Origin of the sequence: Pseudomonas sp. IAC-BECa141, assembly GCF_020544405.1 — a bacterium.
Classification (GTDB): domain Bacteria; phylum Pseudomonadota; class Gammaproteobacteria; order Pseudomonadales; family Pseudomonadaceae; genus Aquipseudomonas.
Genome location: NZ_CP065410.1, coordinates 3,602,764 through 3,615,924 on the forward strand (window position 1 = coordinate 3,602,764; position 13,161 = coordinate 3,615,924).

Sequence of the window (13,161 nt, forward strand, 5' to 3'; positions counted from 1 at the left end):
GTGCAAAGCATCCCACGATGATGGCGAATTGTCCTACAGGATTTTCCGAGTAACATGCATTCGACGCAGGTTTCCCTGACGTTTTTATCGTTTGTTCTGCAACGGGCGGATGGCAAAACTGCGCGGCATCTCTAATAAAAACAATCGAGAGCCGCTCCATGCCCTTCCCTGCATCTTTGCGCCTGCGCACCACCTCCATCGCTCTGTTCTGCAGCATTGCCGCCCCGGCCATGGCGGTCCAGGTCACCGACAATCTCGACCTTGGCGGAGCCATTCGTGCCCGTTGGGACGTGGACCCGGATCGCGATATTCAGAAGTTCGGTCTCGACACGGTGTTCCTCAGCGCCAAATACAACTCCGACACCTGGATCGGCGAAGCGCAATACCGCTTCTACGGTCGCTCCTACCCGTATCAGTACACCAGGAACTACGGCGACATCCGTTTCGCCAAGTTCGCGTGGGTCGGCTACAAGTTCAATCCCGACCAGCAAGTGCAGGTCGGCCTGAACACCGTGCCGTTCGGTTTGCAGCCGTACTTCGGCAGCACGTTTTACGAGACTCTGGGCAACGTCATCGGCCTGGAAGACGTGCAACAGGTCGGCGCCAAGTACATCCAGCAAAGTGGCGCCTGGAACGTTCAGGCCGGTTATTACCTGCGTCCGGCCTGGCAAGGCAAAGGCACCAGCAAGGGTGTGACCTACTCCAGCGTCGTATCCGGGGCCGACAGTTATGTGGCCGACGGCAGTGATAACCAGGAACGCAACACCGTTGTGCTGCGGGTGGCCAGGTCGCTGGATCTGGGGCCTTGGAAATCCGAAGTCGGGATCTCCGGCCTGACCTCGACCCTCGAAAACAAAGACACCGACAACGACGGCCGACGCAACGCCGTGGCCGTGCATTACCTAGGCAAGAACGGCCCGTGGGGCGTGCAGTTGCAGGCGGCGCGGCAGCAGATGTCGCCACGCAACGCTGGCACTGATGAACTGGTGACCCTCGGTGGTTACGACGGCACCTACAACGTGGCCAGTCGCGGCAATCTGTACGTGGCCGACCTGAGTTACGACGTGGGCGGCAAATATCTGTTCGATCAGATCAGCGGGATCAAGCTGTACGCCAACTACAGCGCGTTCGACAAGTCAGCCAGCGGCTTCAAGACGTCCGAGCGGATGATCCTCGGCACCTCGTTTTCCGTGAGTAAATTGTGGGTTGCGACCGAATGGCTGTTCGGCAAAAACGACCCGTACATCGGCGGCGGCAGCTACACCCAGAGCCTTGGCGCAGGCGGGCTGGATCAGTGGGAGAACCAGTTATATGTGAACGTCGGGTATTACTTCTGACGCTCGATATTTCAGCGCCTGACAGTCAGCTATCGCTGGCAAGCCAGCTCTCACAGGATTGATGTTGGCCGCACTCTTTGTGGTCACCTTGATACTTGTGGGAGCTCGCTTGCCAGCGATGGCATCTGCCCAAACAACACTTGCATCCGCCCACCACCAATAGTCAGATAGGCCCACTTTCCAAAACAACAATAAACCGCCCGATCCGGAGTTCCGCCTCCATGCGTCAACTGCCCTCGCTCAACACCTTGCGCGTGTTCGAAGAAGTCGCCCGTCATCGCAGTTTCAGCCAGGCCGCCATCGGGTTGAACGTCACCCAGGGCGCGGTCAGTCGCCAGATCAAACAGCTTGAAGACTACCTCGGCGTGGCACTGTTCGTGCGCACGCCTCAAGGGCTGTCACTGACCGAAGCCGGCAGCAATCTTTCCCCGCATCTGGCCGAAGCCTTCGACCATATCGAGCGCGCCTTGCAAGCCGTGCGCGTGCCCAACTTGCGTCAGCGCTTGAAAGTGCTCGCACCGCCGACCTGGGCCACGCGCTGGCTGTCGCCACACCTGCGCGCGTTCTGCCAGCGCTACCCGGACATCAACCTCAGCGTGACCAACCAGATCGGCCACGACAGCCTTACGGAAGTCGATTGCCACATCCGCTTCGGCCTCGCAGCAGCGCCCCATTGCTCCAGCCAATTGTTGGTGATGGAACGGCACATCGCAGTGGCCAGCCCGGAGCTGTTCAACGGCGATCTGCCACCGGACCTGCGGCAGTTTCCGCTGCTGCACATCCTGCACGACGGCAAGCGTTTGAAGGTCTGGGAGAACTGGCTGGCGGCGATGGGCCGGGATGACATCGATGCCGGGCAAGGGCTGGAATTCAGTACCCTGGATCAGGTGATCCACACTGCGCTGGCCGGCGGCGGTCTGGCGGTGATCGACCGGCAGATGATCGAAAAGGAACTGGCCAACGGCAGCCTGCTGCCGATCACCCCGATTGAGGTGATCGGCCCTTATGGCTATTGGCTGGATGTGGCGAATGACAAGCAAGGCCTGTCGAAAGTCAAGCTGTTTACCGAGTGGCTAGGGGTTGTCAGCAACCCCTGACCTGCACTCATCAGACGGGCGTGGCGACTTTCCCGACCGGCGTAACACCGACCTCCACCGGACTCTGCGCCTTGCACGCCTGACTCAACGTCAACGACTTGGTCTCCGGCGCCCATGCCCAGGACAGCAAAGCACCAATCGCCAGAATCGCCGCAAGAATCCCCATCGTCGGGCTCAACCCGATCCCTGCCACACTCACCGGCAACAGGAACGTGCTGACCGCCGAGCCCAGACGACTCACCGCCGTCGCCAGACCAATCCCGCTGGCCCGCACTTCCGTCGGGAAACTTTCCGCCGGGAACACGCCCACCAGATTGCTCACCGCCGACAACACCAGCGTGAACACACCGAACACCAGCACCATAAGCCACGCCGCACTGCCCGGCAGCACCGCCAGCAGAAACAACGCCACCGCCAGAATGATGAACGAGTTGATCAGGAACCCGCGTCGGGTGAATTTGATGGTGCACCAGATGCCGATCAACGCGCCGAGGATCAGCAGCATGTTGAGCATCAGCTCGGTGCCGAAGCCTTCGGCCAGGCCCATCTTCTGCAGGATCGACGGCAGAAAGGTGTAGATGGCGAAGTACGGCATGACGATGCAGACGAAGAACAGGCAGTTGAACGCCGTGCGCTTGCGGTATTCGCGGCTGAACAGCACCGCGTAGCCCGAGCGGGTTTCCGTGGAGCGGGTTTCGTCCAGCTCGACGTTGTCGCCCAGATGCTTTTTGACGATGGCACGGGCTTCGGCCACCCGGCCCTGATTGACCAGCCAGCGCGGCGATTCGGGAGTGCCGATTCGGGCGATCAGAATCAACCCGGCGGGAATCGCCGACGACGCCAGCATCCAGCGCCAGGCATCGTCACCGAGACTGAGCATGGCGGTGCCGACAAAGGTCGCTGCCACGTAACCGAAGGTCCAGATCACACTGAACGAACCCAATAACACGCCGCGATGTTTCTTCGGCGCGAACTCGGCGAGCATTGCGTGACCGACACTGAAATCGCCACCCAGGCCAATGCCGATCAACACCCGGCAGAGAAACAGGCTCATGGCCGTTTCGACGTAGAACTGCATCACCGAAGCGACAGTTATCAGCACGAAACTGACCAGGAAGATTTTCTGCCGGCCGACCTTGTCCGAGATCCAACCGAAAAACAGACTGCCGAGAAACAGGCCAATCAGCGCCGATGCGCCGATCAGGCCCTGCCAGAACGCATCCAGGTGCATCTGCGGGCTGAGCAAGGTGAATGCGATGCCGATCAGGCCAAGGATGTAGCCGTCGGTAAAGTGCGCGCCGAAGGTCAGGCCGGCGATCTTGAGGTGGAAGCGCCCGATGGGCAGGTCATCGATCTTTACGGGTTGAGCGGACATATTCGTCTCCAATTGTTGTTATTGACGGAGAAACCGATTGCTCTTGCTGTTCAATTGTGGGAGCGAGCTTGCTCGCGAAGCGGAGTGTCAGCTGACAGAACTGCCAACTGACCTGACGCCATCGCGAGCAAGCTCGCTCCCACAGGGTTCGGGGAGGCCTAGAGGCCGCCCATCAACAGGTATTTGATCTCCAGATAGTCATCCAGACCGTACTTCGAACCCTCACGCCCAAGGCCCGATTCCTTGATGCCGCCGAATGGCGCCACCTCCGTGGAGATGATCCCTTCGTTGATGCCGACCATCCCGGCTTCCAGCCCTTCGGCCATACGCCAGACCCGGCCGATGTCGCGGCTGTAGCAGTACGCGGAAAGACCGAACGGCGTGTCGTTGGCCCGCGCCAGCACTTCGGCCTCGTCCCTGAAGCGGAAGCACGCGGCCACCGGGCCGAAGGTTTCGTCCTGGGCAATCAGCATGTCGCCACTGGCTTCGGTAAGGATGGTCGGCTCGTAGAACGTGCCGCCCAGTGAATGCCGACGACCGCCGCACAACAGTGTGGCGCCCTTCTCCAGCGCATCGCTCACATGGGCTTCGACCTTGGCCAGCGCAGCGGCGTTGATCAGCGGACCTTGCTCGGTGTCGCCGTCCAGCGCACTACCCACGCGCATCGCCGCCACGGCTTCGGCAAGTTTGCCGGTGAAGGCTTCGTAAACACCGTCCTGAATGAAGAAGCGGTTGACGCACACGCATGTCTGCCCGGTGTTGCGGAATTTCGAGGCCATCGCGCCCTTCACGGCTGCATCGATGTCGGCATCGTCGAAGACAATGAACGGCGCGTTGCCGCCCAATTCCAGCGAGACCTTTTTCAGAGTGTCGGCGGCCTGACGCATCAGCAATTTGCCGGTGCGGGTCGAGCCGGTAAACGACAATTTGCGCACCACGCTGGAGGCTTGCAGCGCACCGCCGATGGCCACTGCATCACCGGAAACGATGTTGAACACACCGGCCGGAATCCCGGCCTGCTCGGCCAGCACTGCCAGAGCAAATGCCGACAACGGGGTTTCTTCCGACGGTTTGAGGATCATCGTGCAACCTGCCGCCAGCGCCGGGCCGACCTTGCGGGTAACCATTGCCAGCGGGAAGTTCCACGGGGTAATCGCCGCGACCACACCGATGGCTTCCTTGGTCACGATGATCCGCGCATCAGCCTTGTGGCTCGGGATCACATCACCGTAGGCACGCTTGGCTTCTTCACCGAACCACTCCAGAAAACTCGCGGCGTAGACCACTTCGCCCTTCGCTTCGGCCAGCGGTTTGCCCTGTTCGCGGCTGAGCAAGGTCGCCAGCCCCTGCTGGTTGGCGAGCATCAGATCGCTCCAGCGTTTCAGGCGCTGGCTGCGTTCCTTGGCCGTGAGTTTGCGCCACGCCGGAAAGGCACGATTGGCCGCCTCGATGGCGAGGTTGGTTTCTTCGGCACCGGCCTTTTGCACCTCAGTGATCAACTCGCCATTGGCCGGGTTACGCACCGGATACGTGGCGCCGCCCTGGCCCCACTGACCGTCGATGAAGTTGCCGTGACGGATCAATTCACTCATGCCACCGCCTCCTGCAACGTGAAGCGTTCGAGCCCCGGACGGGCCGTGCGCAGGATGCGTTTGCCGGCGGTGTAATCGTTGATCACATCGCACGGGGTATAGTTGCGCTCCAGTTCGTGCAGTTCTTCGGCATCGAGTTTGGTCTCCAGAGCGGCCAGTGCGCTGTCGAACTGCGCGGTGGTGTCGGCGCCGACCAGCATGCAATCCACGCCCGGATGATTGGCGACCCAGGCCTGGGCTATCTGCGCGTTCGACACGCCACGGGCACGGGCCACGCGTTGTACTGAATGAGCGATTTCGAACGAGACTTCGTCGCTGTACATCTGCTGGGTGAAGAAGTCGGTCTGGTTGCGGGTCGATTGCACGTCACCGGTCAACAGACCACGGGCCAGCGGACTGAACACCGAGACGCCAATGCCCTGGTCGCGGCAGAACGGAATCATCTCGCGCTCTTCTTCGCGGTAGGCGCAGTTCAGTTGCAGCTGCATGTTGATCGGCTTGACCCAACCGTTGCGCTCGCAGGCCATGAGGATTTTCGCCAGTTGACCGGTGAGCATGGTCGAGACGCCGATGTAACGTGCCTTGCCGGAACACACGATGTCGTTCAGTGCGCCCATGGTTTCCTCAACCGGGGTGTTCACGTCGAAGTAATGCAGCATGAACACATCGACGTAATCCATATTCAGACGCTTCAGCGAGGCATCGATGCTGTCCATGATGTGCTTGCGCGAATGGCCGCTGGCATTGATGCCGTTGCGGGTGCCGTAGCCGACCTTGGTGGTGATCACCAAGTCCTCGCGGCGGGCCAGACGCTTGACGATGCGCCCCACTACTTCCTCGCCGACACCGGCGGAATAGAAGTCCGCCAGGTCAATGAAGTTCACGCCGTTGTTCAGCGCGTGAGCAACGATCGGCTCGCTTTGCTTTTCATTGAAGATCCACGGTTTCCAGTCCGGGGTGCCCATGTTCATGGTGCCCAGGCACAGACGGGAAACTTGCAGGCCGGAGTTGCCCAAACGGATGTATTGCATGGCGCGGACCTCAGGCTTTTGGCGTGTAGAAAGGGTTGCTGATGTGGTTGACCACATCTTTGAGCTGCGCGGTTTCCGGCTTGCCGGTCAGGGCGGCGCGGATCGCGGTGCGGCAGGCGTTGTAGTTGTTCAGGTAGACCGCATCGAGGTCATCGCACGCCGGGTTGACCCAGTTGGCGGTGACGATCGCCCACTCGTCTTCGGCTTGCGGCGGCAGCGTGCCGTCGAGCAGCGATTCGAGCACCGCCTTGGCAATACCGGCCTGGGAGGCACCCCACGTTGCATTGCCGTGCAGGTCGCTGCTGATGGCAGCTTTGTTGACGTAAAGGGTCATCGGCTTGACCGGGATGTTCGGCTGGGCGATCACCATGAACGGGCAATGGCCCTGGCTAGGCGACGCCAGGCTGTTGGCAAACGCCTGCCCCGCCGGGCCATTGCGCGGGCCGATCAGGATGTTGATGTGCGCGGCGTTCACGCCCGGGCCTTCGAAACCTTCACCGATGTACAGGTCGAGTTCTTTCATCAGTCATTACTCTTTGCGATGCAGAGGGATTTTTTGGGGTGATCGACAGCTCACGCGGGCCGAGAGGCCGACGGGATCAATAACGGACGTGGGGAGACGCGAGGGAAGAATCGGAACATGGCTGCAAACGCTCTCTGGTTGTTATTGATGAGCTGTGTTTGCGATTTTTTAACACCGGGGATCTGGCCGGCCGTAACCATTAAAAATCATGGGGCAATGACTTTTAGTCATAGCCTTTTGTGGCGGCAAAAAACATCCCGCTCGAAAGCGGGATGTTTTTGAACGGCTCTGATTATGCGACGACAGGAATCATCGGATCCGCAGCCGCCAGCGCGCTGGCACGGTCAGCCGCTGGCGGGTAGATCCACTGGGTGTTGATCTGCATCTTGAGGGACTTGCCCTCCTGCTTGACCAGTTTCACCTGACGATCCCAGCCTTCGGTGTACACCGCGCCCCAGGCGCCGAGATCGAGGCAGGTCACGTATTTCGGCTGGCTGTATGGCGTAGGGTCGACACCCAGAATCTGCGCCGCAACGTTGTTGCCGGCGTGGCGCCCCAGGGAAATCGCGTGCTGGCAGGTCATCAGGGCGAAGTTGCCGATATCGTCGCTGGCCGCATAAGCCACGTCGCCGGTGGCGAAGATGTCGTCCTGGCCGATGACTTTCAGATGGGCATCAACGTGCAGGCGACCCTGACGATCACGTTCGGCAGGAATCTGCTCGGTCAGGGAGCTGGCGCGCACGCCGGTGGTCCAGACCACGGTTTTTGCCTCGATACGTTGACCGTCCGACAAGGTCACGCCGTTTTCATCGACCGACAGCACCGACACACCCAGTCGCCATTCCACACCCAATTCTTCGCTTGCTTGGGCAATCGACACGCTGATCGCTTCACCCATGGCCGCGCCAATTTTCTGCCCACGGTCAACGATGATCACCTGAACGTTGGCATCGTCGCCCAGCACGGCCCGCAGACGCGCCGGCATTTCAGTGGCGGTTTCGATGCCGGTGAAGCCACCGCCGGCGACGACCACGGTGTTTCGAGCCTGGCTCTCAGGTTGGTCGATCAAGGATTTCAGGTGGTTTTCCAGGCGGATGGCGGCTTCGATCTGGTCGACGTCGAACGCGTATTGCGCCACGCCAGGGGTGTCCGTCAGGGCCAGGCCGCTGCCGGAGGCGAGCACCAGTTTGTCGTAATTGAACACCTGTTGCGCACCGGCTGCATCGAGGTAGCCCACGGTTTTCGCCTGCACGTCGATGGTGTTCGCCGCGCCCTTGATGAAGTTGACGCCAACCGCATCGAACAGATCGCCTAGCGGCGCCGCCAGCGTGTGGGCGTTCGGCTCGTAGAAACGCGGACGAACGCGCAGCTCGGCCTGCGGCGCCAGTACGGTGACGTCGATGTTGTCCCGATTGTGAATGTCGACCAGACGCGTGGCGCTCAACGCCGTCCACATGCCACCGAAACCTGCGCCGATTACCAGAATGTGCTGTTTCATTGTTCTCTCCAGGCACGAAGCCTAGTCACTGAATGAGGTTGAAGGATTCACATCATCGGGAGCGGACACATCTGTATTTTTCAAGAGTGCGGAAGGCTGCTCACCGGACAACGGCGACTGTATTGGTCGCCTTTAACGCCGACAAGTCAGATTTTATGATGATTATGATCGAATAACTCGATAGCTCAGACCGCTCATGGCTGCCCTACGCAACGCTTTGAATAAGCAATAAACCAAGAAAATCGGGATATACATCACTGAACACGCAAAGCGTTCGGATTTGTTTGCCACTGATAAGCCTGATAACATCGGCGACAAATACAGTCGGAGATAGTTATGTCGCTTTACAGTGCGGGGGTCGAGTACGGCATTCACTGCCTGGCCTTTCTGGTGGGCAGCGGCGGTGACAGTCGTGAAGCCAGCGTGCGCGATCTGGCAGAACTGCAAGGGGTGCCGCTGGATTACCTGGCGAAGATCTTCACCAAACTGGCCAAAGGCAAACTGGTGGAATCCACCGGCGGCGTACGCGGCGGCTTCACCCTGGCGCGCCCGGCGGATGAAATCACCCTGCTCGACATCGTCAATGCCATCGATGGTCGCAAGAACATTTTCGAATGCCGGGACATTCGCGGACGCTGCGCGCTGTTCGACGGCTCGCCACCGGACTGGGCGCTGGAAGGCACCTGCTCGATTCACGCCGCGATGATGACCGCGCAAAAGCGCATGGAAGAAGCCCTCGCCCAGCAGACCATCCTCGACATCGCCAGAAAGGTCGGGCGCAAGGCGCCGCCGGGGTTCAACAGCCAAGTGGAAGACTGGATGCAGGATCGCCGGGAAAAGAAGACCGGTGGCGCCGGCATTCCGCTCATCGACCTCTCGGACTGAGCTCGATCAGCAGGCAAAAAAAAGCAGAAACCGATCACCGGTTTCTGCTTTTTTTATTTCGCCATTACAGGCAATCGCGCACCGCTTTGCGCAACGACCCGGACTTCGCCCACGGCGGCCCCTGATAGAGGGAGACACGGCTGCCGTCCTTGTACTTGACCACATCGAGAATCTCGTCGGCGGTGACGATGCTCGGCGCGGTAATCCGATAGCCGTTGGAAATCGCTGTCTGGGAGGTCTTGGCAACGTCCTGCTGCCACAGTGGCAATACACACGCGGCATATTCCTTGGGGGTTTTGTCGCTGGTCTTGCTGACATTTGGTTCGCCCGGCACCAGTGACGCAGGCAACGAACAACCGGCCAATGCCGCCAGCAGCATCCCCCCGATCAATATCCGCATGGTGATTCCTTCATCTGAAAAAACGCGAATGTACCTTGTAACTGTTCGGACATCCATCGTAGCGCTCTGCCGGTACTCCCCGAAAACCGGGCCATTGAGCTTATCGACAGATGACCTTGCCCCGCACCGGAAAAATGCGGCTACTCTGTTTTACCGAGAATGTTCCGGAGGTGATCATGCGGCTCAATGAATACGAACACGAACTTCAGCGTGACCTGCAAAGCGTGGCATCGGACCTGAGATGGTCGGCGGTGGACCTCAAGCGCATCGCCGAGCAACTGCGCCAGTCGGGCAACGAGGCGGACGCCCAGGCGGTGCTGCGATCCTGCGAGGTGCTGCAAAGCGATGAAGAGCGCCTGCAACTGTATGCCCGGGAAGTGAAAGCCCGCGCCATCAGCCGAACCAAAGTCCACTGAACCTCACCCTGTCCACAGCAAAAAGCCCCGGACAACCGGGGCTTTTTCTTTACAGACCCTCAGTCTGCCTTGCGACCGCGTGCGCGGCCTTTGTACCCCGGCAACGCGGCGGCGTACGCCAGCGCTTCCTCGCGACTGGCAAACGAAGCGAGCCGGTCACCCTGCGTGCAGACCCGCCACGGGCCGTTGTTCACGCTGAGTACGTCGTAGCCATTCATGTGCATTTTGTTCAGCATCGCCATGCTCATAGGCACCTCCTGTCTGGTAACGAACTTTTCCACCTTACACCCGCAACGCGCTCGCGTGCCGACCGGACGTCGCACCGCGCCGCGTCAAGTCCCCGGCACTTTTGCCAATGTCCGGCACTCAGAAACTCTAAACGGCAACGGCCCAAATATTGCTACTTCATGACAGTTTTATGACAAACGGCATTCTGGTGACACATGAAAGTACGAGCAACCGTCATCTGCGAGCAGGATCGACACATTCTCCTGGTGCGCAAACCCAGGTGCCGCTGGACCCTGCCAGGGGGCACCGTCGAGCCGGGAGAAACCCGCGCGCAGGCAGCCGCTCGTGAACTCAGAGAAGAGACCGGACTGGACAGCGACGACATGCTTTATCTGATGGAGTTACAGAATGGCAGCACCCGCCACCACGTCTACGAGGCGTCGGTGCTGAACATCGATCAGGTTCGCCCGCTGAATGAAATCGTCGACTGTCTCTGGCACCCGCTCGATGCGGTGCAGAATCTGAACGTCGGTGAAGCCACGTTGAGCATCATCCGCGCCTTTCGACGACGTCTTTGATCCTTAGCCGGCGAAAGCCCGGCGTCCGGCGCTCATTTCCGTGCGCAATTCACCGATGAAGTTGGAGATGTCACGAATGGTGACCAGGTGCTCCGGGGAAACCCCGTTGAGCAACAGATTGACGCGCCCGCTGTCGGGTTCGTAAACCTTGATCTGCAAGAGGCCCTGCGCCGTTTCGGTGCAATCGCAACACAACGGCGAAAAGCCGGATTCGACGATGCGGCAAATGTCGGCAATGGCAATCATGGGGGCGCGCCTCACAGGCGTTGGCTCGGGCGACCCAATGAGCATAGATGAGCCTTGGCCGCTCTGTTTGCGCCGTCCACCGTAAAATTTGCCAACGGCTTCACATCTTCAATTCGCCGCAATCAGTGGGCGTCGTGATCCCAGATCCAGTTCCAGATTCCCGGCAGGTTCACCGGTTTCGACGACTCTTGCACGGTGCGCGCCAGCGCGGCTTTTTCAAGCGCCGCGCGATCGTCATAGAACGGTTTGTCCGCCAGTCGCACACCGGTGGCGGCGGCGCTGTCGAGCAGAATCTGCAAGTACTCACCAGTGTGTCGAGCGGTGTAGCGATTGAGGTCATGGAAGGTCACCACCACCGGAATTACCCCGTCCACTGTTGGCAATTCGCCGAGGGCTATCTGTTCGCGGACTTCCGACAGCTGACGCAGCATGTTCGCCCGCCGCCGGGGGCTGGCGTTGAAGCCCCAGATCTTGCCATCGTTGGCGCTAAGGTCGGTCAGCAACACCCGCATATGGTGCTGCTGATAGGCGGCGAAAGTGCGTTTGTCGTAATTCCAGAACGGCGGACGCAGCAACGTTGGCGGCGCGCCGGTGATCGCCGCGATGTCCGCCGAACCGTTGGTCAGCGAAGTTTCGAGTTCATCCGGGTCGAGCAATCGATGATTGGTGTGCCAATGGGTGGCGGTGTGAAAGCCCAGAACATGCCCTTCAGCGTGCTCGCGGCGCATGACTCGCCGACCGATCTCGCTATTGCCCGCCCGGGGGGCGCCGGTCTGGACAAAAAACACCGCTTTGATGCCCGGTTGCAGCGGGTTGTCCTTGAGGCTGTCGAGCACACTGTCGGTGGGATTGAAAAAACTCGACGCGCTGGGCCCGTCATCGAAGGTCAACAGAAACCGCACAGGCGCCTGTTCTTTAAGCCGGGCCTCGGTCTGCGGGGTCATTTCGATGGGAGCGGCGATGCATCCGGCCAACCCGACGGCCACCGCCATCGCGCAGAAAAGCTTGAACCACTGTGTCATGTTTTGCCTTGAGCCCGACCGTTGCGGTCATGTTGTCGAATGGCAAAACTCCCTCGCCGCTGTTGCCTCCCTGCGACCCAATGAGATGGGCCGAGGTTGGATAAAGATACACAGGATTTGGTTCAGGCGCTCGCACTCACCGGCCAAGGCAGCAAGGATTGATCCGTGCAACTAAGCTCAAACCTTCAGGCAGCTGTTCGCCGGAGGGTCGGCCGATGTGCGGAAGACTGTCGCAATACCGGGGCATCCACGATTTCGTCGCGGTGCTGAGCATTCCCGATGCGCTGATCAATCACGTTGGTGACGCACCGCTGGCGCATTACAACGCCGCGCCCACCACGTCACTGGCGATCCTTCACCAGTACCAACAACGGCTGTACGCCGAAAATCTGCGCTGGGGCTGGCGCCCGCACTGGGCGAAGGATCGCGCGGCGCCGATCAATGCGCGGGTGGAAAAAGTCGCTCATGGGCCGTTCTTTCGAGCAATCTGGCGCCATCGACTGATCGTGCCGGTCGACAACTGGTTCGAGTGGGTCGACGGGCCCGACAAGAGCCGACAGCCGTGGCTGATTCGTCGGGCCGATCATCAGCCGGTTTTCTGCGCCGCCATCGGCCAGTTTCCGACACCCGGCGAACCTCCACGGGACGACGACGGCTTCGTCATCATCACTGCCAATAGCGAAGGTGGCCTCCTCGATGTGCACGACCGGCGCCCGATCGTGCTGTACGCCGATCGGGTGCTGGAATGGCTCGATCCCGCCACACCCACGGAGCGCGCCGAGCAGATGCTGTTGTTCGAGGCCGAGCCGAGCGAAGCGTTTGAATGGCACAAAGTCGGCAAAGCGGTCGGTAACTCACGCAATCAGGGTTCTGAATTGATTGAAGCGGTGACGTAAATAAATGCCGGCGCGGTGCGTTATCAAGAGCAGCCAT

At 60.1% G+C, this 13,161-nt stretch carries 15 protein-coding genes; 6 read left to right on the forward strand and 9 right to left on the reverse strand.

Features of this window, described 5'->3' with window-relative positions; translation table 11 throughout:
* Positions 1-158: 158 nt before the first annotated feature.
* Both I5961_RS16245 and I5961_RS16250 read left to right on the forward strand, forming a co-directional pair.
* A complete protein-coding gene (locus I5961_RS16245) occupies positions 159-1,337 on the forward strand; it encodes a hypothetical protein (RefSeq protein ID WP_227232837.1) in 1,179 nt (392 codons plus the stop codon).
* 221 nt (positions 1,338-1,558) lie between these two features.
* Positions 1,559-2,434: a LysR substrate-binding domain-containing protein gene (locus I5961_RS16250; RefSeq protein ID WP_227232838.1), complete on the forward strand. Its 876-nt coding sequence runs from the start codon at positions 1,559-1,561 to the stop codon at positions 2,432-2,434.
* Between the two features lie 10 nt (positions 2,435-2,444).
* Here the strand turns inward: I5961_RS16250 and I5961_RS16255 are convergent, their stop codons facing one another.
* From I5961_RS16255 to I5961_RS16275, 5 genes are all read right to left on the reverse strand, one after another.
* Positions 2,445-3,809 (reverse strand): MFS transporter, encoded by a 1,365-nt coding sequence (locus I5961_RS16255; protein ID WP_085703617.1) that lies wholly within the window; start codon positions 3,807-3,809, stop codon positions 2,445-2,447.
* A gap of 158 nt (positions 3,810-3,967) precedes the next feature.
* Positions 3,968-5,401: an NAD-dependent succinate-semialdehyde dehydrogenase gene (locus I5961_RS16260; RefSeq protein ID WP_227232839.1), complete on the reverse strand. Its 1,434-nt coding sequence runs from the start codon at positions 5,399-5,401 to the stop codon at positions 3,968-3,970.
* Positions 5,398-6,432 (reverse strand): aldo/keto reductase, encoded by a 1,035-nt coding sequence (locus I5961_RS16265; protein WP_227232840.1) that lies wholly within the window; start codon positions 6,430-6,432, stop codon positions 5,398-5,400. Before I5961_RS16265 ends, I5961_RS16260 begins: the two co-directional genes overlap by 4 nt.
* A 10-nt stretch (positions 6,433-6,442) precedes the next feature.
* Positions 6,443-6,955 carry a formaldehyde-activating enzyme gene (gene fae, locus I5961_RS16270; protein WP_227232841.1) on the reverse strand — a complete coding sequence of 171 codons (513 nt, stop codon included), beginning with the start codon at positions 6,953-6,955 and terminating at the stop codon, positions 6,443-6,445.
* A 292-nt stretch (positions 6,956-7,247) separates the two neighbouring features.
* On the reverse strand, positions 7,248-8,453 hold the full coding sequence (locus I5961_RS16275; protein ID WP_227232842.1) for an NAD(P)/FAD-dependent oxidoreductase: 1,206 nt from the start codon (positions 8,451-8,453) through the stop codon (positions 7,248-7,250).
* Between the two features lie 336 nt (positions 8,454-8,789).
* Between I5961_RS16275 and I5961_RS16280 the strand changes: the two genes are divergently transcribed.
* Positions 8,790-9,338: an RrF2 family transcriptional regulator gene (locus I5961_RS16280; protein ID WP_085698259.1), complete on the forward strand. Its 549-nt coding sequence runs from the start codon at positions 8,790-8,792 to the stop codon at positions 9,336-9,338.
* Positions 9,339-9,402: 64 nt separating this feature from the next.
* Here the strand turns inward: I5961_RS16280 and I5961_RS16285 are convergent, their stop codons facing one another.
* Positions 9,403-9,738 carry a hypothetical protein gene (locus I5961_RS16285; protein ID WP_085698258.1) on the reverse strand — a complete coding sequence of 112 codons (336 nt, stop codon included), beginning with the start codon at positions 9,736-9,738 and terminating at the stop codon, positions 9,403-9,405.
* A 176-nt stretch (positions 9,739-9,914) separates the two neighbouring features.
* On the opposite strand from I5961_RS16285, the gene I5961_RS16290 reads away from it, so the two are divergent.
* Entirely contained in the window at positions 9,915-10,154 is a 240-nt protein-coding gene (locus I5961_RS16290; RefSeq protein WP_007950501.1) for a hypothetical protein, read from the forward strand.
* 59 nt (positions 10,155-10,213) lie between these two features.
* On the opposite strand, the gene I5961_RS16295 is transcribed toward I5961_RS16290, so the two are convergent.
* Entirely contained in the window at positions 10,214-10,402 is a 189-nt protein-coding gene (locus tag I5961_RS16295) for a DUF2188 domain-containing protein (RefSeq protein WP_085703621.1), read from the reverse strand.
* A gap of 195 nt (positions 10,403-10,597) precedes the next feature.
* On the opposite strand from I5961_RS16295, the gene I5961_RS16300 reads away from it, so the two are divergent.
* Complete coding sequence (locus I5961_RS16300; RefSeq protein WP_085698257.1) at positions 10,598-10,960, forward strand: NUDIX hydrolase; 363 nt, start codon at positions 10,598-10,600, stop codon at positions 10,958-10,960.
* 3 nt (positions 10,961-10,963) lie between these two features.
* Here I5961_RS16300 and I5961_RS16305 read toward each other — a convergent pair whose 3' ends face one another.
* Both I5961_RS16305 and I5961_RS16310 read right to left on the reverse strand, forming a co-directional pair.
* Positions 10,964-11,206: a DUF1652 domain-containing protein gene (locus I5961_RS16305; protein ID WP_085698256.1), complete on the reverse strand. Its 243-nt coding sequence runs from the start codon at positions 11,204-11,206 to the stop codon at positions 10,964-10,966.
* Positions 11,207-11,328: 122 nt separating this feature from the next.
* Positions 11,329-12,228 carry a polysaccharide deacetylase family protein gene (locus I5961_RS16310; protein ID WP_085703622.1) on the reverse strand — a complete coding sequence of 300 codons (900 nt, stop codon included), beginning with the start codon at positions 12,226-12,228 and terminating at the stop codon, positions 11,329-11,331.
* A gap of 215 nt (positions 12,229-12,443) precedes the next feature.
* Here I5961_RS16310 and I5961_RS16315 point away from each other — a divergent pair, with 215 nt between their 5' ends.
* Positions 12,444-13,124: an SOS response-associated peptidase gene (locus I5961_RS16315; protein ID WP_085703623.1), complete on the forward strand. Its 681-nt coding sequence runs from the start codon at positions 12,444-12,446 to the stop codon at positions 13,122-13,124.
* Positions 13,125-13,161 lie beyond the last annotated feature (37 nt).

Coding starts and splice junctions, on each gene's coding strand:
- fae (WP_227232841.1), bottom strand. CDS start 6,955: ATGAAAGAACTCGACCTGTACATCGGTGAAGGTTTCGAAGGCCCGGGC.
- I5961_RS16255 (WP_085703617.1), bottom strand. CDS start 3,809: ATGTCCGCTCAACCCGTAAAGATCGATGACCTGCCCATCGGGCGCTTC.
- I5961_RS16260 (WP_227232839.1), bottom strand. CDS start 5,401: ATGAGTGAATTGATCCGTCACGGCAACTTCATCGACGGTCAGTGGGGC.
- I5961_RS16290 (WP_007950501.1), top strand. CDS start 9,915: ATGCGGCTCAATGAATACGAACACGAACTTCAGCGTGACCTGCAAAGC.
- I5961_RS16280 (WP_085698259.1), top strand. CDS start 8,790: ATGTCGCTTTACAGTGCGGGGGTCGAGTACGGCATTCACTGCCTGGCC.
- I5961_RS16305 (WP_085698256.1), bottom strand. CDS start 11,206: ATGATTGCCATTGCCGACATTTGCCGCATCGTCGAATCCGGCTTTTCG.
- I5961_RS16310 (WP_085703622.1), bottom strand. CDS start 12,228: ATGACACAGTGGTTCAAGCTTTTCTGCGCGATGGCGGTGGCCGTCGGG.
- I5961_RS16285 (WP_085698258.1), bottom strand. CDS start 9,738: ATGCGGATATTGATCGGGGGGATGCTGCTGGCGGCATTGGCCGGTTGT.
- I5961_RS16265 (WP_227232840.1), bottom strand. CDS start 6,432: ATGCAATACATCCGTTTGGGCAACTCCGGCCTGCAAGTTTCCCGTCTG.
- I5961_RS16275 (WP_227232842.1), bottom strand. CDS start 8,453: ATGAAACAGCACATTCTGGTAATCGGCGCAGGTTTCGGTGGCATGTGG.
- I5961_RS16315 (WP_085703623.1), top strand. CDS start 12,444: ATGTGCGGAAGACTGTCGCAATACCGGGGCATCCACGATTTCGTCGCG.
- I5961_RS16250 (WP_227232838.1), top strand. CDS start 1,559: ATGCGTCAACTGCCCTCGCTCAACACCTTGCGCGTGTTCGAAGAAGTC.
- I5961_RS16245 (WP_227232837.1), top strand. CDS start 159: ATGCCCTTCCCTGCATCTTTGCGCCTGCGCACCACCTCCATCGCTCTG.
- I5961_RS16300 (WP_085698257.1), top strand. CDS start 10,598: ATGAAAGTACGAGCAACCGTCATCTGCGAGCAGGATCGACACATTCTC.
- I5961_RS16295 (WP_085703621.1), bottom strand. CDS start 10,402: ATGAGCATGGCGATGCTGAACAAAATGCACATGAATGGCTACGACGTA.